Origin of the sequence: Streptomyces shaanxiensis (assembly GCF_039537145.1) — a bacterium.
GTDB lineage: Bacteria > Actinomycetota > Actinomycetes > Streptomycetales > Streptomycetaceae > Streptomyces > Streptomyces shaanxiensis.
On the sequence record NZ_BAAAZY010000003.1, the window covers coordinates 358,900 to 381,188 of the forward strand.

At 70.1% G+C, this 22,289-nt stretch carries 14 protein-coding genes and 1 pseudogene; 12 read left to right on the forward strand and 3 right to left on the reverse strand.

What is annotated here, in order from left to right; genetic code table 11:
- Nucleotides 1–15: 15 nt before the first annotated feature.
- Nucleotides 16–1,470, reverse strand: a complete 1,455-nt coding sequence (argG, locus tag ABD932_RS03775; protein ID WP_345008753.1) for an argininosuccinate synthase — start codon at nt 1,468–1,470, stop codon at nt 16–18.
- 248 nt (nt 1,471–1,718) lie between these two features.
- Between argG and acnA the strand changes: the two genes are divergently transcribed.
- The 7 genes and pseudogenes from acnA to ABD932_RS03810 form a co-directional block, all read left to right on the forward strand.
- Nucleotides 1,719–4,436 (forward strand): aconitate hydratase AcnA, encoded by a 2,718-nt coding sequence (gene acnA, locus ABD932_RS03780; RefSeq protein ID WP_345008625.1) that lies wholly within the window; start codon nt 1,719–1,721, stop codon nt 4,434–4,436.
- A gap of 157 nt (nt 4,437–4,593) precedes the next feature.
- Complete coding sequence (locus tag ABD932_RS03785; RefSeq protein WP_345008626.1) at nt 4,594–4,743, forward strand: hypothetical protein; 150 nt, start codon at nt 4,594–4,596, stop codon at nt 4,741–4,743.
- A 52-nt stretch (nt 4,744–4,795) separates the two neighbouring features.
- A complete protein-coding gene (locus ABD932_RS03790; RefSeq protein WP_345008627.1) occupies nt 4,796–6,421 on the forward strand; it encodes a sensor histidine kinase in 1,626 nt (541 codons plus the stop codon).
- A 279-nt stretch (nt 6,422–6,700) separates the two neighbouring features.
- Nucleotides 6,701–7,798: a lytic polysaccharide monooxygenase auxiliary activity family 9 protein gene (locus ABD932_RS03795; RefSeq protein ID WP_345008628.1), complete on the forward strand. Its 1,098-nt coding sequence runs from the start codon at nt 6,701–6,703 to the stop codon at nt 7,796–7,798.
- A 135-nt stretch (nt 7,799–7,933) separates the two neighbouring features.
- Nucleotides 7,934–9,199 (forward strand): glycosyltransferase family 4 protein, encoded by a 1,266-nt coding sequence (locus ABD932_RS03800; RefSeq protein ID WP_345008629.1) that lies wholly within the window; start codon nt 7,934–7,936, stop codon nt 9,197–9,199.
- Nucleotides 9,196–10,089 (forward strand): transferase, encoded by an 894-nt coding sequence (locus ABD932_RS03805; protein WP_345008630.1) that lies wholly within the window; start codon nt 9,196–9,198, stop codon nt 10,087–10,089. Before ABD932_RS03800 ends, ABD932_RS03805 begins: the two co-directional genes overlap by 4 nt.
- 306 nt (nt 10,090–10,395) lie before the next feature.
- A pseudogene (locus ABD932_RS03810) lies at nt 10,396–12,852 on the forward strand (GH92 family glycosyl hydrolase); the annotation flags it as partial.
- Here ABD932_RS03810 and ABD932_RS03815 read toward each other — a convergent pair.
- On the reverse strand, nt 12,842–13,846 hold the full coding sequence (locus tag ABD932_RS03815) for an acetylxylan esterase (RefSeq protein ID WP_345008632.1): 1,005 nt from the start codon (nt 13,844–13,846) through the stop codon (nt 12,842–12,844). The pseudogene ABD932_RS03810 and the gene ABD932_RS03815 overlap by 11 nt on opposite strands.
- A gap of 186 nt (nt 13,847–14,032) precedes the next feature.
- Here ABD932_RS03815 and ABD932_RS03820 point away from each other — a divergent pair, with 186 nt between their 5' ends.
- From ABD932_RS03820 to ABD932_RS03840, 5 genes are read left to right on the forward strand one after another with little or no spacing between them, the layout of a single operon-like run.
- Nucleotides 14,033–15,025 (forward strand): ABC transporter permease, encoded by a 993-nt coding sequence (locus ABD932_RS03820; RefSeq protein WP_345008633.1) that lies wholly within the window; start codon nt 14,033–14,035, stop codon nt 15,023–15,025.
- The gene (locus ABD932_RS03825) at nt 15,019–15,891 is read left to right on the forward strand and encodes a carbohydrate ABC transporter permease (protein WP_345008634.1); all 873 of its coding nucleotides are present in this window, start codon (nt 15,019–15,021) and stop codon (nt 15,889–15,891) included. The genes ABD932_RS03820 and ABD932_RS03825 overlap by 7 nt, the downstream gene beginning before the upstream one ends.
- 54 nt (nt 15,892–15,945) lie before the next feature.
- Nucleotides 15,946–17,601, forward strand: coding sequence for an ABC transporter substrate-binding protein (locus ABD932_RS03830; RefSeq protein ID WP_345008635.1), 1,656 nt, complete (start codon nt 15,946–15,948; stop codon nt 17,599–17,601).
- Nucleotides 17,598–18,284, forward strand: coding sequence for a hypothetical protein (locus tag ABD932_RS03835; protein ID WP_345008636.1), 687 nt, complete (start codon nt 17,598–17,600; stop codon nt 18,282–18,284). The genes ABD932_RS03830 and ABD932_RS03835 overlap by 4 nt, the downstream gene beginning before the upstream one ends.
- Nucleotides 18,281–20,299 carry a beta-galactosidase gene (locus tag ABD932_RS03840; protein WP_345008637.1) on the forward strand — a complete coding sequence of 673 codons (2,019 nt, stop codon included), beginning with the start codon at nt 18,281–18,283 and terminating at the stop codon, nt 20,297–20,299. Before ABD932_RS03835 ends, ABD932_RS03840 begins: the two co-directional genes overlap by 4 nt.
- On the opposite strand, the gene ABD932_RS03845 is transcribed toward ABD932_RS03840, so the two are convergent.
- Nucleotides 20,293–22,281, reverse strand: a complete 1,989-nt coding sequence (locus ABD932_RS03845; protein WP_345008638.1) for an alpha-glucuronidase — start codon at nt 22,279–22,281, stop codon at nt 20,293–20,295. The genes ABD932_RS03840 and ABD932_RS03845 overlap by 7 nt on opposite strands.
- Nucleotides 22,282–22,289 lie beyond the last annotated feature (8 nt).

Sequence of the window (22,289 nt, forward strand, 5' to 3'; positions counted from 1 at the left end):
AGGACCTCGTGGCCGTCAGTCCGTGCCGGACTCCATCGCGGCGCGGTCCAGCAGCGCGTCCTCCTCGGAGACCTCGCCGCGGGAGGCGATGGCCTCGGCGCCGCCCTCGGGCAGCTCCGGCATGGTGCCGATGAGGCCGGTCGCGGCGGCCTGGGAGGCGCCGACGGTGGGGCTGCCGGTGCCGATCAGGCCGAGGCCGACGTACTGCTCCAGCTTGGCGCGCGAGTCGGCGATGTCGAGGTTGCGCATGGTGAGCTGGCCGATCCGGTCGACCGGGCCGAAGGCCGAGTCCTCGGTGCGCTCCATGGACAGCTTGTCCGGGTGGTAGCTGAACGCCGCGCCCTTGGTGTCGAGGATCGAGTAGTCCTCGCCGCGCCGCAGGCGGAGGGTGACCTCGCCGGTGACGGCCGCGCCGACCCACCGCTGCAGCGACTCGCGGATCATCAGCGCCTGCGGGTCCAGCCAGCGGCCCTCGTACATCAGCCGGCCGAGGCGGCGGCCCTCGTTGTGGTACTGGGCGAGGGTGTCCTCGTTGTGGATCGCGTTCACGAGGCGCTCGTACGCCGCGTGCAGCAGGGCCATGCCGGGCGCCTCGTAGATGCCGCGGCTCTTGGCCTCGATGATCCGGTTCTCGATCTGGTCCGACATGCCGAGGCCGTGCCGGCCGCCGATGGCGTTGGCCTCCATCACCAGGTCGACGGGGGAGGCGAACTCCTTGCCGTTGATGGTGACCGGGCGGCCCTGCTCGAAGCCGATCGTCACGTCCTCGGCGGCGATCTCGATGGACGGGTCCCAGAACCGCACGCCCATGATCGGCTCGACGGTCTCGATCCCGGTGTCCAGGTGCTCCAGGGTCTTGGCCTCGTGGGTGGCGCCCCAGATGTTGGCGTCGGTGGAGTAGGCCTTCTCCGTGGCGTCCCGGTAGGGCAGGCCGTGGGCGACCAGCCACTCCGACATCTCCTTGCGGCCGCCGAGCTCGGTCACGAAGTTCGCGTCCAGCCAGGGCTTGTAGATCCGCAGGTGGGGGTTGGCGAGCAGGCCGTAGCGGTAGAACCGCTCGATGTCGTTGCCCTTGTAGGTCGAGCCGTCGCCCCAGATCTGGACGTTGTCCTCGAGCATCGCCCGCACCAGCAGCGTGCCGGTGACGGCGCGGCCCAGCGGCGTGGTGTTGAAGTACGCCCGCCCGCCGGAACGGATGTGGAACGCGCCGCACGTCAGCGCGGCCAGGCCCTCCTCGACCAGGGCGGCACGGCAGTCGACCAGGCGCGCGATCTCGGCGCCGTAGGTCTTGGCGCGGCCGGGCACCGAGGCGATGTCGGGCTCGTCGTACTGGCCGATGTCGGCGGTGTAGGTGCACGGGACGGCGCCCTTGTCGCGCATCCAGGCGACCGCGACGGAGGTGTCGAGACCGCCCGAGAAGGCGATGCCGACGCGCTCGCCGGTGGGCAGGGAGGTGAGGACCTTGGACATAGGAAGAGTATGCATGAAGACGCATGGTCATGCAAAGGGGGCATGTCGAAGCCCCGGGACATGACCATCCCGGCCCCATGTACTAGAGTTATCTCGACATCGAGATATCTGCCGAGGCGTACCGCAGTCGCACGCCGTCGCCAGTCTGGCAGTAAGGCATGCCTAACTTAGCCTTACCTTAGCGGATCGGCCAAGACGGTGTGGCGGCAGGATGCGGTGGTAAGCGCACAGAAATGAAGGAGACTGTCGTGTCGGCGAACAGCTTCGACGCCCGCAGCACGCTGCAGGTGGGCGACGAGTCGTACGAGATCTTCCGGCTGGACAAGGTCGAGGGCGCCGCGCGCCTCCCCTACAGCCTGAAGGTGCTGCTGGAGAACCTCCTCCGCACCGAGGACGGCGCGAACATCACCGCCGACCACATCCGCGCCCTCGGCAGCTGGGACTCCCAGGCCCAGCCGTCGCAGGAGATCCAGTTCACGCCGGCCCGCGTGATCATGCAGGACTTCACCGGCGTGCCCTGTGTCGTGGACCTCGCCACCATGCGTGAGGCCGTCAAGGCGCTCGGCGGCGACCCGGCGAAGGTCAACCCGCTCTCCCCGGCCGAGATGGTCATCGACCACTCCGTCATCGCCGACAAGTTCGGCACGAACGACGCCTTCAAGCAGAACGTCGACCTGGAGTACGGCCGCAACAAGGAGCGCTACCAGTTCCTGCGCTGGGGCCAGACCGCCTTCGACGACTTCAAGGTCGTCCCGCCGGGCACCGGCATCGTCCACCAGGTCAACATCGAGCACCTGGCCCGCACGGTCATGGTCCGTAACGGCCAGGCCTACCCCGACACCCTCGTCGGCACCGACTCCCACACCACCATGGTCAACGGCCTCGGCGTGCTCGGCTGGGGCGTCGGCGGCATCGAGGCCGAGGCCGCGATGCTCGGCCAGCCGGTCTCCATGCTCATCCCGCGCGTCGTCGGCTTCAAGCTGACCGGTGAGCTGCCCACCGGCACCACCGCCACCGACCTCGTGCTCACCATCACCGAGATGCTGCGCAAGCACGGCGTCGTCGGCAAGTTCGTCGAGTTCTACGGCGAGGGCGTCGCCGCCACCTCCCTGGCGAACCGCGCCACCATCGGCAACATGTCGCCGGAGTTCGGCTCCACCGCCGCGATCTTCCCGATCGACGACGAGACCATCAAGTACCTCAAGCTCACCGGCCGCTCCGAGCAGCAGCTCGCGCTCGTCGAGGCGTACGCCAAGGAGCAGGGCCTCTGGCTGGACCCGAAGGCCGAGCCGGACTTCTCCGAGAAGCTGGAGCTGGACCTGTCGACGGTCGTCCCGTCGATCGCCGGCCCGAAGCGTCCGCAGGACCGTATCGTCCTCGCCAACGCCGCCCAGCAGTTCACCCAGGACGTCCGCAACTACGTCGACTCCGTCGACGAGTCGGGCAAGGAGTCCTTCCCGGCCTCCGACGCCCCGGCCGTCGCCCCGAACGGCGCCCCGTCCAACCCGGTCACCGTGACCGCCCCCGACGGCTCGACGTACGAGATCGACCACGGCGCGGTCACCGTCGCGGCCATCACCTCCTGCACGAACACCTCCAACCCGTACGTCATGGTCGCCGCCGCGCTCGTCGCGAAGAAGGCCGTGGAGAAGGGCCTGACCCGCAAGCCGTGGGTCAAGACCACCCTCGCCCCGGGTTCGAAGGTCGTCACCGACTACTTCGACAAGGCCGGTCTGACGCCGTACCTGGACAAGGTCGGCTTCAACCTCGTCGGCTACGGCTGCACCACCTGCATCGGCAACTCCGGCCCGCTGCCGGAGGAGGTCTCCAAGGCCGTCAACGACCACGACCTCGCGGTCACCTCGGTCCTCTCCGGCAACCGGAACTTCGAGGGCCGTATCAACCCCGACGTCAAGATGAACTACCTGGCTTCCCCGCCGCTGGTCGTCGCGTACGCCCTCGCGGGCTCCATGAAGGTGGACATCACCAAGGACGCGCTCGGTGTCGACCAGGACGGCAACGCCGTCTACCTGAAGGACATCTGGCCCTCCGAGGCCGAGGTCAACGACGTCGTCGCCAACGCCATCGGCGAGGACATGTTCTCCAAGTCCTACCAGGACGTCTTCGCGGGCGACGCCCAGTGGCAGGCCCTGTCGATCCCCACCGGTGACACCTTCGACTGGGACGCGGAGTCGACGTACGTCCGTAAGCCCCCGTACTTCGAGGGCATGACGATGGAGATCACCCCGGTCTCCGACATCTCCGGCGCCCGCGTCCTGGCCAAGCTCGGCGACTCGGTCACCACCGACCACATCTCGCCCGCCGGTGCCATCAAGGCCGACACCCCGGCCGGCAAGTACCTCACGGAGCACGGCGTCGAGCGTCGCGACTTCAACTCCTACGGCTCGCGCCGCGGTAACCACGAGGTCATGATCCGCGGCACGTTCGCCAACATCCGCCTGCGCAACCAGATCGCGCCGGGCACCGAGGGCGGCTACACCCGCGACTTCACCCAGGCCGACGGCCCGGTCTCCTTCATCTACGACGCCTCGCAGAACTACCAGGCCGCCGGCACCCCGCTGGTCATCCTGGGCGGCAAGGAGTACGGCTCCGGCTCGTCCCGTGACTGGGCGGCCAAGGGCACGGCCCTGCTCGGCGTCAAGGCCGTCATCACCGAGTCGTACGAGCGCATCCACCGCTCGAACCTCATCGGCATGGGTGTCCTGCCGCTGCAGTTCCCGGCGGGCCAGTCGGCCGACTCGCTCGGCCTGACCGGCGAGGAGACCTTCTCCATTTCGGGCATCACCGAGCTCAACGAGGGCACCACCCCGAGCACGGTGAAGGTCACCACCGACACCGGTGTCGAGTTCGACGCGGTCGTCCGCATCGACACCCCCGGTGAGGCCGACTACTACCGCAACGGCGGCATCATGCAGTACGTGCTGCGCAGCCTGATCCGCAAGTAAGCGGTCAAGCAAGCGGTACGGCACGGCGGTCGAGGGCCGCACTCCCGGTGAGCGGGGGTGCGGCCCTTCGCCGTGCCGGCGCCCGGAAACCCCAGGTCATCACCCACCCTCAGGTGGAACACAGGGTTCCCTCAGCGGACGGGGACAGGATCGGGACATGACTGGCACCGCAGGGTTCCGCAACGGCCGCGTCCGTGTGCTCCTCGTCGACGACGCCCTGAAGCACCGGCTCGGCGACCTCGGCGCCGGCGCCGACGACTACGCCACCAACTCCGCCGCAAGATCGACCACGGCGGGGCACCGATGATCCGCACCGTGCACGGGCTCGGCCACGCCATCAGGCCGGTGGAGGACGGGAGATGAGCACTCGACGGCCCCTTCGCTCCATGCGCTCCCTACGCACGCGCCTGCTCGTGTTCATCGGCCTCACCCTCGTCACCGTGTGCGCCGCCATGGCGCTCACGACGGCCTTCGTCCAACGCGCCCATCTGATGGGCGACCTGGACGGCCGGGTCGCCGACGCCGCCTCGCGCAGCCTGGGTGGTGCCTCGCTGCACCCGGAGATCGAGGACGACCTGGGCTTCCTCAACGAGAACGGCCACCCCGTCGGCCTGCTCGCCGCCCGCCTCGACGAGGACGGCACGATCGTCGCCGCCGAGGTCGTCGGCCGGGACGCCGCACCGAAGGCGCTCACCGCCGAGCAGACCGCCGCCCTGGCGGACATCGCGACGGACGGCTCCCGGCACACCCGGACCGTCCCGGGCCTGGGCACCTATCGGCTCGCCGCGGTCGAGAAGGGCGGCGTCCAGGTCCTCACCGGGCTGCCCATGGGCGACGTCCAGCGCATGATCGGCGGACTGGTCGTCGCCGAGGCCGCCGTGGCGGTGGCCGGTCTCGCCGTGGCGGGCGGTGTCTGTGCCGTGGTCGTACGACGCCAACTGCGCCCCCTCGGCCGGGTCGCCGCCGCCGCGGCCGAGGTCTCCCGCGCGCCGCTCGACCGCGGCGAGGTCACCGGCCTCACCCGGGTCCCGGCCCGGGACACCGACCCCGCCAGCGAGACCGGCCAGGTCGGCGCCGCGCTCAACCGCATGATCGACCACGTCGAGTCCTCGCTCACCGCCCGCCGGCACAGCGAGGAGCGCATGCGCCGCTTCCTCTCCGACGCCGGCCACGAACTGCGCACCCCGCTCACCTCGATCGCCGGCTACGCCGAACTCATGAGCCGCGGCACCGACCGGATCGAGCCGGGGCTCGCCTGGCGTCGCGTCTCCGCCGAGTCCGCCCGTATGACCGGCCTGGTCGAGGATCTGCTCCTGCTGGCCCGCCTGGACGAGGGACGCCCGCTGCACTCCGCCGAGGTGGACATGGCCAGGCTGGTCGCCGAGGCGGTCTGGGACGCGCGGGCGGCGGGCGGAACGCACGACTGGCAGCTCGAACTGTCCCTCGACGCCGCCCCGTCGGTCCTCGGCGACGAGGCCCGCCTCCACCAGGTGGTCGCCAACCTCCTGGCCAACGCGCGGGTGCACACCCCGGCCGGCACGAAGGTCGTGGCCACGGTGAAAGCGGGGAGCGGATCGGGGGATACGGGGAACGGATCGGTGAAGGCGGGTAACGGATCGGGGGACACGGGGAACCGATCCGGTGAGACGGGGGACGGCTCCGGCATCGTGATCCGCATCCGCGACAACGGCCCGGGCATCCCGCCCGCCTTCCTCCCCACCGTCTTCGAACGCTTCACCCGCGCCGACGCCTCCCGCGCCCGCAGCGGCCCGCACGACGGGGGATCCGGTCTGGGTCTCGCCATCGTGGCGGCGATCGTCTCCGCGCACGGCGGCCGTATCGACGTCGAGAGCGAGCCCGGACGCACGGAGTTCACGATCGAACTGCCGCCCGTGGACGCCGAACCGCCGCCACTGGACACCCTGTCGGGCCCGTCCGCTCCAGCACCGGCGCGATCCCCGCGGACGCTCGCCGGTAACCGCTGACGGGCGGCAGCCCGTCCCGTAGGCCTGTGGCGCCTCGTGCGTCAGCCGTTTACATCCGCGCCACTCGGCGCTACTTTCCGAAACAAGGGGAGGGTGGGAGCGCTCCCATACGGTGGACCGGAACCCGCCTGTGCGCCGCTCCCACCTCACCCGGCCGCACCGCATCCGCATCCGCGCCGGTGCATCCGCACGGCTGCACCGCGCAGCGGCACCCGCACCTCCGCACCCGTACGCACGCATCCGCACAGCCCGTACCTGAAGGAAACGGATCCGTCTGTCATGATCCTGACAAAATCATCCGACGCGGGCACGCTCCCGCCTCGCCGATTAACGCTCCCGACCCGAGCCAGAGCCCTCTTCCTCGTCCTGGTCTCCCTGCTCGCGACCATCCCGGCCGTGGCCCTCGTCATGAGCGCCGGCAGCGAGGCGGAGGCCCACGGCACCCCCATGAAGCCCGGCAGCCGTACCTTCCTGTGCTGGCAGGACGGTCTGACCGACACCGGTGAGATCAAGCCGGTCAACCCCGCCTGCAAGGCGGCCCAACAGATCAGCGGCACAACGCCGTTCTACAACTGGTTCTCGGTGCTCCGCTCCGACGGCGCCGGCCGCACCCGCGGCTTCGTGCCCGACGGCGAGCTGTGCAGCGGCGGCAACACCAACTTCACCGGCTTCAACGTGCCGCGCGACGACTGGCCGCTCACCCATCTCACCTCGGGTGCGACGGTCGACTTCTCGTACAACGCCTGGGCCGCGCACCCGGGTTGGTTCTACGTGTACATCACCAAGGACGGCTTCGACCCGAAGCAGACCCTCACCTGGGACGACATGGAGGAGCAGCCCTTCCTCTCGGTCGACCACCCGCCGCTCAACGGCTCCCCGGGCACGGTCGAGGCCAACTACTCCTGGACAGGAAAGCTTCCTGACAACAAGTCGGGCCGCCACATCGTCTACATGGTCTGGCAGCGCTCCGACAGTCAGGAAACCTTCTACTCCTGCTCCGACATCGTCTTCGACGGCGGCAACGGCGAGGTGACCGGCATCAAGGAGCCCGGCAACCCGACCGACCCGGTGCCCGGCGAGTGCTCCGCCGCCCGCCGCACGACCGGCAGTTGGTCCGGCGGCTACCAGTCCGAGGTGACCGTCACCAACACCGGCGACGTCCCGATGCTCGGCTGGATGGTCGACTGGACCCTCCCCGCCGGCCAGAAGGTGGAGAGCCTCTGGAGCGGCAACGCGACCTACAACGGCCAGGCCGTGATGGTCCACAACGCCGACTGGAACGGGTCCCTCGATCCGGGGGAGAGCGCGACGTTCGGCTACGTCGTCTCAGGCTCCGGCGGCGACAGTACGGCGACCCTGCCCTGCCGGGTGGGCTGAACCGCCGTCCGCGGCGGACCCGGTGGGCGTCGGGCCTCGCCCGCCGGGTCCGCAGTCTGTCGACAGAGTGATTGACAGGAGAACGAACTGGTAACGGCAGGCAACTGTAAGGGGGTTCGCCGTGGTCTAGCCCATATGAAGATCAGTTTCTTGCTGCACAACGCCTACGGCATCGGAGGCACGATCACCACCACGTTCAACCTGGCCCAGGCGCTGGCGGAGCGGCACGAGGTGGAGATCGTCTCCGTGCTGCGGCACCGGGAGCGCCCCAACTTCACGCTGGACCCGAAGGTTTCCTTACGACCACTGGTGGACCTGCGGCACGAGAAGGAACATCCCCTGCATCTGAGACCGGCAAGAGTGTTTCCGGTCGCCGAGTACCGCCACCAGCAGTACAGCGAGCTGACCGACCAGCGGATCGGCGAGTGTCTGGCCGCGATCGACGCCGACGTCGTCATCGGCACCCGGCCGGGACTCAACGTGCACCTGGCACTGCAGGCACCGGAGCACGTCGTACGCATCGGGCAGGAGCACCTCACCCTCGGCAACCATCCGCCCCGGCTGCGCACCGCGCTGCGCCGGGCCTACCGCCGGCTCGACGTGCTCACCACGGTCACGGAGGCGGACGCCGCCGCGTACCGGCGCAGGATGCGGCTGCCCGGGGTCCGGGTGGAGGCACTCCCGAACAGCGTCCCCGATCCGGTGCTGCCCGCCGCGGACGGCACCGCCAGGATCGTGGTCGCGGCGGGACGACTCGTCCCGGTGAAGCGGTACGACCTGCTCATCGAGGCGTTCGCCCTGGTCGCCGCCGAACACCCCGACTGGCAGCTGCGCATCTACGGCAAGGGGGAGGAACAGGACCGACTGCGGCAGCTCATCCACCGCCTCGGCCTGTACGAGAACGTCTTCCTGATGGGTGCCGCCGCCCCCATGGAGGCGGAGTGGGTCAAGGGCTCGATCGGCGCGGCCGCGTCGAACTTCGAGCCGTTCGGCATGACCATCGTCGAGGCGATGCGCTGCGGCCTGCCGGTCGTGAGCACCGACTGCCCGTACGGACCCGGCGAGATCATCGAGAACGGGGTCGACGGACGGCTGGTCCCCGTCGGGGACCGCGACGCGCTCGGCGCCGCACTGCTGGACCTCGTCCGAGACGACGAGCGACGCCGGCGGATGGGCCGTACGGCCATGGCGAACGCGCGACGGTTCGCCCCCGTCCCGGTCGTGGAGCATGCCGAACGCCTGATGGACGAGGCGATGTCGGCCCGCCGGTCCGGGCGACGGATCACCCCGGAACGCGGCCGAATACGCAACGCCCTGGTGAGCCAGGGCTTCGCCGCGCGCGACACCGCGCACGCCGCGGCCGCCCGCGCGCTGCGCACGGTACGGAGGGGACGGCGATGACCACGGAACCCGGCGCGACGCGTGACGCGCACCTCCGTGCCGACTGCACGATCGACGCGGCCGGCCGGATCGCGTTCACCTTCCGGTCGCCGGCGGCCGCTCTCGGCTCCCGGCCGTCCCAGTTGCTGCTGCGGCTGCGCCCCAAGAAGGGGCAGCCCGAGAAGGTCCTGCACGCCCTCGACCTGGAGCCCGTGGGCGACGGTCGCCTGAGTGCCGTCCTGGAGCCGGAGCCCGCCCTCGCCGAGGGCCGGTGGGACGTGTACCTCCTTCCCGAACCCGGAGCGGCACGACAGCGCGTCCGCCCCGGTCTGCGTGATCTGCGGGCCCTCGTCGACGGACAGGCCCGTGACTGGCCGTCACCGGTCGCCGTACGGGTGCCGTACATCACCAAGGACGGCTACCTCGCGGTGCGGGCCTGGCTGCGCACCGCCCATGCGGAGGTCGAGGGCATCGAGGTCACGGACCGGACGATGACGGTCAGGGCCAGGCTGCACGGCACCACGCTCGCCGTCGGGGCCGCCGTACGACTGCGTCCGCGGGGCGGGAACGGCGTCGTACGGACCCTGGAACCACGGATCCCGGAGCCACAGACCCTGGAACCACAGACCCTGCAACCGCGGGCCGGGAGCGACGCCCGGGTGTTCTCCTTCACCGTGGACTACGAGGAGCTGGCCGCCGACCACGGCGCCGGAAGCCGCGTCTGGGACCTCTCCGTCCAGCCTCGACCCGACGCCACAGCCTCGCCGATCCGACTCGGCCGCCTGTTCGACGACATCGCGGACCGCAAGGAGATCTTCGTCTGGCCGGCGGCCGAGGTCGGCGCGGTCGTCGTACGTCCCTACTACACGGTCGACAACGACCTCTCCGTGGAGGTGACCGCCACGGCGTGACGTGTCCGTCCTCGAGCGGACCCGGTGGGCGTTGAGCCGTCGTCCACCGGGTCCGCGAGCCGGACGGACCCGAGGGGGGAGAGAGGACCGTCCGGTTGGGGAGTGGCTTGTTCCGACGTGAGGCCGTGAGGTGCGACAACGTTGTCGCACAGTCTCCTCACGACTCTACCGCCTCAACGGACAACACCGTCAAGCCAGTTGGACATCCGGCCGATCCGGTCGGCTCACTCCCCGTACGGGTGAACCGGCGGCCGCGCCCGCCGTGCCCCGACGTCGGCACGCGCGCGTGCGTGGTATCGCCGCGTCATGCGTTTCCGTCCAAGCCTGGCGACAAGGCTCATGTCCCTGCTGTCGACCGGCGCACTCCTGGTCACCGCCACCACAACCGCCCACGCGGCGCCCGCCGCAGCCCCGCCGGAACTCGTCGACGATCCCACGCCGTACGTCGACCCGCTCATCGGCACCAGGAACGGCGGCAACGTCTTCCCGGGCGCCGTCGTCCCGTTCGGCATGCTCTCCTTCAGCCCCGAGAACACCCGCGGCGACGCCACGCGCACGGCCGCACCCGGCGGCTACCACTACGACGCCACCCGCATCCGGGGCTTCAGCCTCACCCACATGTCCGGCACCGGCTGTGCCGGCGGCAGCGGTGACATCCCGCTCTTCCCGTACGCCGGTGCGGTCACCACGTCACCCGCGAGCGACACCGAGGACGCCGTCTACGCCTCCGGCTTCCGCCACGCCGACGAGAACGCCGAGCCCGGCCGCTACCGGGTCCGCCTCGCGTCCGGCGTCACCGCCGACCTCACGGCGACCGCCCGCACCGGCTCGGCGCGCTTCACCTACCCGGCCGGGAAACCCGCCTCGCTGCTCGTCAGGACCGCCAACTCCGAGGTGGGGTCGACGGGTTCGACGGTGCGGATCGATCCGGCGAGACGCACGATCACGGGGTCGGTCACCTCCGGGAACTTCTGCGGGTACCTCGACCCCGAGGGCCGGCGCTCCTACTACACCCTTCACTTCGCCGCCCGTTTCGACCGCGCCTTCAAGGCCACCGGCACCTGGCGCGACGACCGGCTCAGCCCGGGGTCCACAGCAGTGAGCGGCGGCACCGGCGGGTACGCCGACGGCGGGCGGCCCGTGGCCGGCAAAGGCGCGGGCGGATACGTCGAGTTCGCGCCCGGCACCGGCCCGGTGAACGTCAAGGTCGGCATCTCGTACGTCAGCCGGACCGGCGCCGAGGCCAACCTGGCGGCGGAGAACCCGCCGCACCGCTCCTTCGACGCCGTACGGGACGCCGCCCGCCGCGCCTGGCGCGACCGCCTGTCCGCGATCCGGGTCGGCGGTGGCACCCATGCCGAGCGGACCACCTTCTACACCGCGCTCTACCACTCCCTCCTCCACCCGAACGTCATCAGCGACGCCGACCGCCGATACCGCGGCCCCGACGGCAGGATCCACACCGTCAGCCGCGGCCATCGGGCCCAGTACGGCACCTTCTCCGGCTGGGACGTCTACCGCGACCAGGTCCAGCTGCTCACCCTGCTGAACCCGCGCGTCGGCTCGGACATCGCCCAGTCCCTGTACGAACTGGCGGAGCAGAACGGCGGCGTCTGGGACCGCTGGCTGCACGGCGCGAGCGGCACCCACGTCATGAACGGGGATCCGTCCCCCATCGCCCTGGCCGGCATCCACGCCTTCGGCGGGACGGACTTCGACCTGCGCGGTGCGCTGGCCTCGCTGGTCCGGGCCGCGACCGCGCCCACCGACAAGGACCTGTCGCCGACCGGGAGGCCGGTGCTGTCCGTCGGTCAACGCCCCTCCCTGGACCAGTACTTGCGGCACCACTACATGCCGTCCGTGTCGAACGCGTGGGGCGGTGCCGCCGAGACCCTTGAGATGTCCGGCGCGGACTTCGCCCTCTCCCGACTCGCCGCCGAGGCGGGGCAGAAGGCCACGGCGACGACCTTCGCCCGCCGCTCCCAGTGGTGGCGGAACAACTTCAACGCCGCCGCCACCCCGACCGCCGGCTACATCGCCGACCGCACGGCCGACGGCAGCTGGGTCCCCGGCTTCACCCCGGCCACCGGCGACGGGTTCGTGGAGGGGACGGCGGCCCAGTACACCTGGATGGTCCAGCACAACCCGGCGGGCCTGTTCGCGGCGATGGGCGGTCCCGGCAAGGCGGTGGACCGCCTCGACGCCTTCTTCCATCACGCAGACGGCAGCTGGGCCTTCACCGGCAGCGGCGGCGAGAAGGCGGAGCTGGACAACGAGCCGTCCATCAACGTGCCGTACCTCTATGACTACGCGGGCGCCCCGTACAAGACACAGCAGACGGTCCGGGCCGCGATGCGCGCGCTGTGGTCCGCCGGGCCCGGTGGCATTCCCGGCAACGACGACCTCGGCGCCATGTCGTCCTGGTACGTCTTCTCCGCGCTCGGCATGTATCCGCAGGTGCCGTCCCGCGCCGAACTGGTCCTCGCCTCACCGCTGTTCCCGCGCGTCGAGATCGAGCGGCCGTACGGGAACGACATCTCCGTCCACGCGAAGGGCGCCGCCGCCGACGCGCCGTACATCCACTCCCTGAAGGTGAACGGCCGCACGAGCGACCGCCCTTGGCTCCCGGCGTCCCTTGTGCGGGACGGCGGCCGACTGGACTACTCCCTCTCCCGTACGGCCGACCCGGCATGGGGAGCGTCCGACGCGCCGCCGTCCTTCCGCGAGGGCGAGCGGCTCGGGACGCCCGGGATCACCCCGACCGTGGGCTGAAGTCCAACACGTCGCACAGCCAGTCCAGTTGGCGACGGACGTGCACGGCGTCGCCGCCCTCGTGGCCGTTGAACGGATAGGCGTGGACCTCCTTGCGGGGAGCGGCGCCCGACAGTTCCGCATAGCGGTTGGCGGCGCCGTACGCCCCGCTGGGCGGGCACACCGTGTCGCGCAGGCCGATCCCGAAGTGGGCCGGTGCGTGGGCGCGCCGGGCGAAGGCGATCCCCTCCAGGTAGGAGAGGGTGTCGTACGCGGCGCGCTCGGCGCCCCGGTGCACGGCCAGGTACGCGGCGATCTCGCCGTACGGCCCGGCGTCCGTGAGGTCGAGTGCGCGCCGGATGCCGCACAGGAACGGGGCGGTGGCGAGGAGCGCGGCGAGGTCGGGGACGAGGCCGGCGACGGCGAGGGCGAGCCCGCCGCCCTGGCTGTTGCCGACGGCCGCGATGCGCGCGGCGTCCACCCCGGGCAGGGCCCGCACGGCCGTGACGGCTCTTACCGCGTCCGTGATCAGGCGGCGGTAGTGGTGGTCGTGGGGCGACAGCAGCCCGCGTACCGCCGGGCCCGGGCCGCCCGGTGCCGTGGCGTGCGGGTCCGGGGTGGCGCCGCCGTTGCCGTACTGGTCGCCCTGGCCCCTGTTGTCCATCAGCAGATGCGCGTATCCGGCGTTCACCCAGGTGAGCCGCTCGTGGGGGAGACCTCGGCCACGGCCGTACCCGGCGTACTCGACGACGGCGGGCAGCGGATCGCGCACCCCGGCCGGTCTGCTGAACCAGGCCCGCACCGGGTCGCCGGCGAACCCGCGGAAGGTCACGTCCCAGGTCTCGGTCAGCCGTAGTCCGGTCCGCACCGGGTGCGCCGACACCAACACCTCCGGCTGGGCCGCCTCCTTGAGGGTGTCGTGCCAGAACTCGTCGAAGTCGGCGGGCTCCTGGGGGTCCGGGCGGTAGCGCTCCAGCTCCGCCAAGGGCAGGTCGAACGCGGGCACCAACTGCCTCCGATTGTTGCGCTTGTAGATCTGAATGTTTCGTAGCCCCGGGCTCCTCCCGGTACCAGCCTCCCCAACTCGCCTTCCCTGTCAGTCCCATTGACAGCCATTACACCCGCCCCTAACCTCGCCGCAAAGTTGCCGGTACGACTCCGAAACTTTCGGTGCCACCGGGAGGCCCACCGTATGAGCACCTCCACCACATCGGCTCCACCGCCTGGCACACAGGACCCGCCGCCGACGAAGACCCCACCCCGGCGGAGCCGGACGCCGACGCGCACCGGCTGGCGGCGGGCGCTGCGCCGGGACTGGCAGTTGTACTCGCTGGCCCTGCTGCCGCTGCTGTTCTTCCTGGTCTTCCGCTATCTGCCGATGATCGGCAACGTGATCGCCTTCCGGCGCTTCGAGCCGGGCGGGTCGATGTTCGGCGAGGACTGGGTGGGGCTGCGCTATGTCGAGATGTTCCTCAGCGACCCCACCTTCTGGCAGGTGTTCCGCAACACTCTGTGGCTCGGCGGACTGACGCTGGTCTTCTGCTTCCCGATCCCGATCGTGCTGGCGTTGCTGCTCAACGAGGTGCGCCGCCGATCGCTGAAACGATTCGTGCAGTCGGTGTCGTATCTGCCGCACTTCCTGTCGATCGTGATCGTCGCGGGCATCACGATGCAGATGCTCGCCACCGACGGCCCGATCAACCACGTACTGGGCTGGCTGGGCCACGACCCGATCCGCTTCATCCAGGAACCCGAGTGGTTCCGCACCGTCTACGTCGGCTCGGAGATCTGGCAGACCGCCGGCTGGGGCACGATCCTCTACCTCGCCGCGCTCACCACCATCGACGAGGACCTGTACGAGGCCGCCCGCATCGACGGCGCCAACCGCTGGCAGCAGATCTGGCACGTCACCCTGCCCGGCATCCGGCCCACCATGATCACGCTGCTGATCCTCAACGTCGGCACCTTCCTGGCCGTCGGGTTCGAGAAGGTGCTGCTGCTGTACAACCCGCTGACGTACCAGACCTCCGACGTGATCTCCACGTACGTCTACCGGACCGGTGTGGAGTCCAACAGCTTCAGCTACGCCGCCGCCATCGGCCTGTTCGAGGCGATCATCGGCCTGGTCCTGATCACGTCCGCCAACCAGCTCTCGCGCCGCACAGTGGGGACCAGCCTGTGGTGAAGCCGAGTCGTTCCTACCGTGTCTTCCAGGGCGTCAACGGGGTGATCCTCGCCCTCGTCGTGGTTGTGACCTTGTACCCCTTCCTCAACATCGTCGCCCGGTCCTTCAGCGGGGAGCGTCAGATCCGCGCCGGTGAAGTCACCCTGTGGCCCAAGGGGTTCAACCTCACCACGTACAAGATCGTGTTCCAGGACTCCATGTTCTGGCGCAACTACGGCAACACCGTGCTCTACACGGTCGTGGCGACCGCCGTCGCCATGGTGCTGACGACCTGTTACGCCTACGTCCTGTCGAAGAAGCACCTCAAGGGCCGCACGGCACTCGTCGGCATCGCCGTGTTCACCATGTTCTTCACCGGCGGTCTGATCCCCAACTACGTCCTGATCACCAGCCTCGGCCTGAAGAACAGCGTGTGGGCGATCGCCCTGCCCAACGCGATCAGCGTGTTCAACCTGCTGGTGATGAAGGCCTTCTTCGAGAGCCTGCCGACCGAGCTGGAGGAGGCCGCGCAGATCGACGGGCTGAGTACTTACGGCATCCTGCTGCGGATCGTGCTGCCGCTGTCCAAGGCGGTCGTCGCGACGATGGTGCTCTTCTACTCGGTGTCGTTCTGGAACTCCTGGTTCAGCGCGTTCCTCTACATGGACCAGACCGACCTCATGCCGGTCACCGTCTATCTGCGCAACCTCATCCAGGGCGCCACCGGAGGCTCCAACGCCGGTGCCGGCACGGAGCAGCTGAGCCAGGTCGGGGCGAACATCCAGGCGGTCACCATCGTGCTCACCGCGCTGCCGATCCTCTGCGTGTACCCCTTCGTCCAGCGCTACTTCGTCTCGGGCGTGATGCTCGGCGCGGTCAAGGGCTGACCGGCGGGGGAGCCGACGGGAACGTCAACTCACTTACGGAACAAAGGAGTGTCCGTGAAGAACGCAGGACAGCTGTCGCGGCGCCAGATCCTCGCCGCCGCCGGTTTCATCGGCCTCGCCACCCTCACAGGCTGCGGCAGCGGCGACGACGGCGGGGACTCGAAGGACCTGTCGAAGAAGCAGAACGGCGCGATGAAGGAGTACCGCGCCGGACAGCGGTTCAAGGCCGCGAAGCCGCTCTCCTTCTCGCTGCTGCACAACAACAACCCCGTCTACCCGACGAAGAGCGGCTGGCTGTTCTGGAAGGAGGTCACCAAGCGCACCGGCGTCACCCTCAAGCCCGTCGACGTCCCGCTGGCGGACTACGAGAAGAAGCGCAGCGTCCTCATCGGCGCGGGCGACGCCCCTTTCCTGATCCCCAAGACCTACCACCCCTCCGAGGTCGCCTTCGTGTCGTCCGGCGCGATCCTCGCCGTCAGCGACTACGTGCACCTCATGCCCAACTTCCAGGACAAGGTGAAGAGATGGAAGCTCGAGCCCGAGCTCGACTCCATACGCCAGTCCGACGGCAAGTACTACCTGCTGCCCGGTCTGCACGAGAAGGTCAAGCCCGGCTACTCGCTGTCCTTCCGCACGGACGTCCTCGACAAGCACGGACTGACCCTGCCCACCAGCTGGGACGAGGTGTACGACGTCCTCAAGGCACTCAAGGCCGAGTATCCCGACAAATACCCCTGGACCGACCGCTGGAGCACCAACACCCCCTTCCCGTGCGGCGCGCTGTTCAGCTACCTCGGCCAGGCGTACGGGGTCAAGTCGGGCTGGACGTACGACAACATCTCCTTCGACTCCAAGGCGCAGAAGTTCGTCTTCACCGCCACCCAGGACAGCTACCGGCAGATGATCGAGTACCTGCGCAAGCTCGTCGCCGAGAAGCTCCTCGACCCGGAGAGCTTCACCCAGCAGGACGACCAGGCGGTGCAGAAGCTGCTGGCCGAGAAGTCCTATGTCATCAGCGCCAACCCGCAGGAACTGGTGCAGAACTACCGCTACAACCTGCAGAAGCAGGTCAAGGGCGCGAAGATCGAGATGGTGCCGGTGCCGCTCGGCCCGGCGGGCCCGGTGGTGCTCGGCGGAGCCCGGCTGGAGAACGGCGTCATGATCTCCAGCGAGGCCCTCAAGAGCGACACCTTCGTCGCGATGATGCAGTTCGTGGACTGGCTCTGGTACTCCGACGAGGGCCAGAAGTTCTGCAAGTGGGGCGTCCAGGGCGTCACCTACACCGAGTCCGGCGACACCTACCGGCTGAAGCCCGGCATCTCCCTGATGGGCTCCGACCCGGACGCCCCGAAGGACCTCCAGAAGGACTACGGCTTCTTCAACGGCGTCTTCACCTACGGCGGCAGCTGGGCCCTCGTCTCCTCCAACTTCAGCCCGGACGAGAAGAAGTTCCAGGACGCCATGGCCCAGCGCGAACAGCTCCCGATCGACCCGGCGCACCCGCTGCAGTCCATGGAGCAGGAGCAGGCGACGCTCTGGGACACCCCGCTCAAGGACCACGCCATCCAGAACACCCTCAAGTTCGTCCTCGGCAAGCGCCCGCTGTCCGAATGGGACGACTACGTCGCCGAGTCGAAGGCCAAGAACATGGACCGGCTCGTCGACCTGCACAACAAGGCGAGGGAACGCTTCGAGAAGGAGAACGGGTGAGCAGCGGCGTCCGTACGGCCGACTTCGGCGCCGGAGTCCTCTCCCGCGCCGCCGCCCTGATCCACACCCTGGTCACCGTCGAGGCCCTGCTGCTCCTGGCCGCATCGCCCGGACTCGCCGGCCTGCTCCTCCTCGGCCCCGACCCGGCCAACCTGCCCCTGGCCGCCGTATGCCTGCTGCCGCTGGGCCCCGCCCTGTCCGCCGCCGTCCACGCCCTGCACCACCGCACCGGTGACCTCACCGATCTGCACCCGGCCCGCGCCTACGCCCGCGGCTGGCGGCTCAACGCCCTCCCGGCGCTGAAGCTCTGGACGCCGCTGCTCGCCTGGCTGACCGTCATCGCCTTCACCCTCACCCACTTCTCCGCCACCGGCCTGCCCGGCTGGTGGGCGGTGCTGCTCGGCGTGATCGGCGCCGGCTCCCTGCTGTGGGGCGCGCACGCGCTGATCCTCACCTCGCTGTTCGCCTTCCGCGGCCGCGACACCGCCCGCCTCGCCGCGTACTTCCTCTTCCGGCACGGCCGCGCCACCCTCGGCGCCGCCTCCCTGCTCCTGCTGACGGCCGCGTCGACCGCCCTGCTGACCGAGGCCCTGCCCGCCCTGCTGGCCGCCCCACTGCTGCTCTCCCTGCTGCGCAGCAGCCGCCCGGTGATCGCCGAGACCCAGGAGGACTTCACCGCATGACCGCGCCGCGCACCCCGAGGATCCCGTACGGCGGCGACCACAACCCCGAACAGTGGCCGCAGCCGGTCTGGGACGACGACCACCGCCTGTTCACCCAGGCCCGCATCGACACCCTCACGGTCGGCGTCTTCACCTGGTCCCTCACCCAACCGGCGCCAGGCACCTACGACTTCACGGTCCTCGACCGCATCCTCGACCGCGCCGCCGCCGAGAACCGCCGCATCTGCCTGGCCACCGGCACCGCGGCCCTCCCACCCTGGCTCGCCAAGCGACACCCCGAGGTCAACCGCACCGACTTCGAGGGCCGCCGCCACCGCTACGGCCAGCGCCACAACTTCTGCCCCAGCTCGCCGGCGTACCGCGAGCACGCCACGGCGATGGCCGCCCGCCTCGCCGAACGCTACGCGGACCACCCGGCGCTGCTCGCCTGGCACATCAACAACGAGTACGGCGGGGCCTGTTACTGCGACCTGTGTGCCGAGGCGTTCCGGGAATGGCTCCGGGCCAAGTACGTCACCCTCGATGCCCTCAACGACGCCTGGTGGACGACCTTCTGGTCCCACCGCTACACCGACTGGGACCAGATCGAGCCCCCCAGCGCCCTCACCGAGCACTGGCGCGGCCCCGACCACACCGCCTTCCAGGGCATCACCCTCGACTACTTCCGCTTCACCACCGACGCCCTCCTCGGCTGCTTCCTCGCCGAGAAGGAGGTGATCCGTGCCCATGACCCGGACACGCCGGTCACCACCAACTTCATGGGCATGTTTCGCCCCCTCGACTACCACCGCTGGGCGCCCCACCTCGACTTCGCCTCCTGGGACAGCTACCCGCCCCTCGACGCCCCGCCCACCTGGCCGGCCCTCGCCCACGACCTGATGCGCGGCCTCAAGGGCGGCGCCCCCTTCTGGCTGATGGAGCAGACCCCGTCCACTACGGCCTGCCGTGACGTCAATCCCCTGCGCCGCCCGGGCGAACTCCGCCTCGCCACGTTCCAGGCCATCGCCCACGGCGCCGACGCGGCCCTCTACTTCCAGATGCGCGCATCCCGCGGCGCCTGCGAGAAGTACCACGGTGCGGTCATCGGTCACGCGGGCCGGGACGACACGCGGGTGTTCCGTGAAGTGGCTGATCTGGGACGGGAGTTGGAGGCCCTTGGGGACGCGACCCTGGGCGCCCGCACTCCGGCCCGCACCGCCCTGCTCTTCGACTGGGACAGCTGGTGGGCCCTGGAGATCTCCGACGGTCCCTCTCGACTGGTCAAGTACCAGGAGGTGGTCCACGCCTACTACCGGGCCGCCCGCGAGGCAGGCGCGGACCTGGACGTCGTCCCGGTCACGGCCGACCTCACCGCGTACGACGTGGTGTTGGCCCCCGTCCTGCATATGGTCAAGGGCAACCTCGCCGGCCGCTTGGAGGCCGTCGCCGCGCGCGGCGGGACGGTCCTGACGACCTTCCTCTCGGGCCGCGTCGACGAACACGACCGAGCCTTTCTCGCCGATGTTCCCGGCCCGTTCGGCCCGCTCATGGGGGTCCGCGTCAACGAGTGGGACTCCCGGCCGAGGGACGTCGTGCAACCGGTCCAGCTGGGGGAGCTGACCTGCGAGGCACGCCTGGTCTTCGAGATCGTGCTGCCGTGCGGTGCTGAGACAGTCGGCACGTACGGCGCGGATTTCTACGCGGGCACGCCGGCCGTGACCCGGCACGCCTACGGGCAGGGCGAGGGGTGGTACGTCGCCACCGCCCTCGACCAGCCCGGCGTCGACCGGGTGGTCCGCCGGATCCTGGCTCGCCACGACCTGCTCGGCCCGTACGCGGACCACCCCGCGCTGGAGACCGCGACCCGGGTCTCCCCGGACGGGACCAGCCTCCTCTTCCTCCTCAACCACACCCTCGAACCCGCCCCCCTGACCGCCCACACCACCGCCACCGACCTGCTCACCGGCAAACGGGTCGAGGAGGGCGAACCCCTGACCCTCGACCCGCTCGGCACGGCGATCCTGCAGGTTCAGTAGATGCGCCGCCCATGTGCGTCGGGCACACCCGACTTGCGCAAGAAGTAGCTGTTGATCTGATCGCGCCACTCGCGGGCGCTGCGGAGCTGCTCCTCGAACCGCTCCGCCACCCGCGCGTGGCGCGCCGGGTCCATGAGCCCGGCCAGCGAAGCCCACACCTCCCGGGCCTCCTCCACCTCTTCCACGCCTTCGAAGTGGGTGTCGTACATGTGCTGGATCACCGTCTTCCCACTCCGAAGCGTGTGCCCGTAGGACACGTGGTGGAAGAACAGCAGCAGCTCGTCCGGGCAGGTCTCCGGTGACTCGTACACCTCGGCCCACGCCTTGGCGTACTGCCCCGCGTACCCGGTGCCGGTCGCCACGCTGCGGTCGACGCCGATGCCGTCGCGGTCGGCGAAGTGATAGGTGCCCCAGGGGCTGTACTCGTAGCCGTCGACGCTCGGGCCGTAGTGGTGACCGGGCTGCACCATCCAGCCCACCCCGAGCGGGGCGGTGTACTTCTCGTACGTCCGCCACGAGCCGTCCAGCACGGTCCGCAGCCCCGCGTGCAGGCGTGTGTCGTCGGGGCCGGGCGCGAAGGTGAGCCCGATCCACTCGTCGAGGATCCGACGGGGATCCGCGTCCGGCTGCCAGGCCAGCCGCCCGAAGGTGTACAGGTTCGCCTGGGCCAGCGGATGCCCGGTCCAGAACGGGTCGTCGCCGACGTTGGACACGGCGACCAGACCGCCGCGCGCCAACTCCCCGACCGACGCACCGTCCGCCCCGTCGTGCGGCCGGAACCGCAGCACCTCGCTCCACATCGGCCCCAGCCAGCACACATGCCGCTGCTGCCCGGTGTACTCCTGCGTGGCCTGCACCTCCACCGCGAGCCGGGTGCCGGGCATCGCGCCGATCAGCGGCGAGACCGGCTCGCGTACCTGGAAGTCCATCGGCCCGTGCTTGACCTGGAGGACGGCGTTGTCGGCGAACTCCCCGTCCAACGGCGTGAAGTGGTCGTACGCCGCCCGCGCCCGGTCCGTCGTCCGGTCCCGCCAGTCCTGGCGGTGGTCGTAGACGAACGCCCGCCAGTGCACCGTGCCGCCGTACGGCTCCAGCACCGCGGCCAGCATGTTCGCGCCGTCCGCGTGGCTGCGGCCGTACGCGAACGGCCCCGGTTGGCCCTCGGAGTCGGCCTTCACCACGTACCCGCCGAAGTCGGGAATCGCCGCGTACACCCGCGCGCTCGCCTCGGCCCACCACCCCCGCACCGCCTCGTCCAGCGGATCCGCGGTCGGCAGCCCACCGAGCACCATCGGGGCGGCGAAGGTGACCGACAGATGCGTGCGGATGCCGTACGGCCGCAACGCACCCGCGATCTCGGCGACTTCACGGATCCGGTCCGTGAGGAGACGGGCCTCGGCCTCGTGCACGTTGACGTTGTTCACCGCCACGGCATTGATCCCGCAGGCCGCCAGCAGCCTGCCGTACGCCCGCACCCGCCCCAGCAGCTCCCCGCGCGCCCGGCCGTCCTCCCAGAACAGCGACCCGCCGGCGTATCCGCGCTCCACCTGGCCCATGACCGGGTGCACGGCGACGTTGTCCCAGTGATCCAGCATGCGCACCGCCGACTCGGGCCGGTGCTCCTCACGTCCGTACGAGCCCTGGAACGCCGTGTCCCCGAGCCGGACGACGTGGAAGAGGCCGTACAGCAGCCCGGACCCGCCGGACGCGGTGACGGTCGTACGGCCGTCACCACGCTCGAAGGTGAACGCCTCGCCGCAGTCGCCGTCATCGGTGCCGGTCAGCTCCAGCACCAGGTCGTACGGTTCGCAGGACACGAGAGTCCCGTCGCGCGAGACGCTTCCCCCGAACCGTACGCAGGCCTCCGCCACTTCCCCGTGCACCGTGTCCACCAGCGGACCCGAGCCACGGATCAGCGTGTGCCGGGTGCCGATCGGCCGGAACGCCTCGTCCGGCAGCCAGGCCGGATCGGCACCCTGCATGAGACCCC

What these genes read in the sequence shown, in the direction of transcription:
- ABD932_RS03840 (WP_345008637.1), top strand. Translation starts at nt 18,281, where the DNA reads ATGACCGCGCCGCGCACCCCGAGGATCCCGTACGGCGGCGACCACAAC.
- ABD932_RS03785 (WP_345008626.1), top strand. Translation starts at nt 4,594, where the DNA reads ATGACTGGCACCGCAGGGTTCCGCAACGGCCGCGTCCGTGTGCTCCTC.
- argG (WP_345008753.1), bottom strand. Translation starts at nt 1,470, where the DNA reads ATGTCCAAGGTCCTCACCTCCCTGCCCACCGGCGAGCGCGTCGGCATC.
- ABD932_RS03795 (WP_345008628.1), top strand. Translation starts at nt 6,701, where the DNA reads ATGATCCTGACAAAATCATCCGACGCGGGCACGCTCCCGCCTCGCCGA.
- ABD932_RS03845 (WP_345008638.1), bottom strand. Translation starts at nt 22,281, where the DNA reads ATGCAGGGTGCCGATCCGGCCTGGCTGCCGGACGAGGCGTTCCGGCCG.
- ABD932_RS03805 (WP_345008630.1), top strand. Translation starts at nt 9,196, where the DNA reads ATGACCACGGAACCCGGCGCGACGCGTGACGCGCACCTCCGTGCCGAC.
- ABD932_RS03800 (WP_345008629.1), top strand. Translation starts at nt 7,934, where the DNA reads ATGAAGATCAGTTTCTTGCTGCACAACGCCTACGGCATCGGAGGCACG.
- ABD932_RS03820 (WP_345008633.1), top strand. Translation starts at nt 14,033, where the DNA reads ATGAGCACCTCCACCACATCGGCTCCACCGCCTGGCACACAGGACCCG.
- ABD932_RS03790 (WP_345008627.1), top strand. Translation starts at nt 4,796, where the DNA reads ATGAGCACTCGACGGCCCCTTCGCTCCATGCGCTCCCTACGCACGCGC.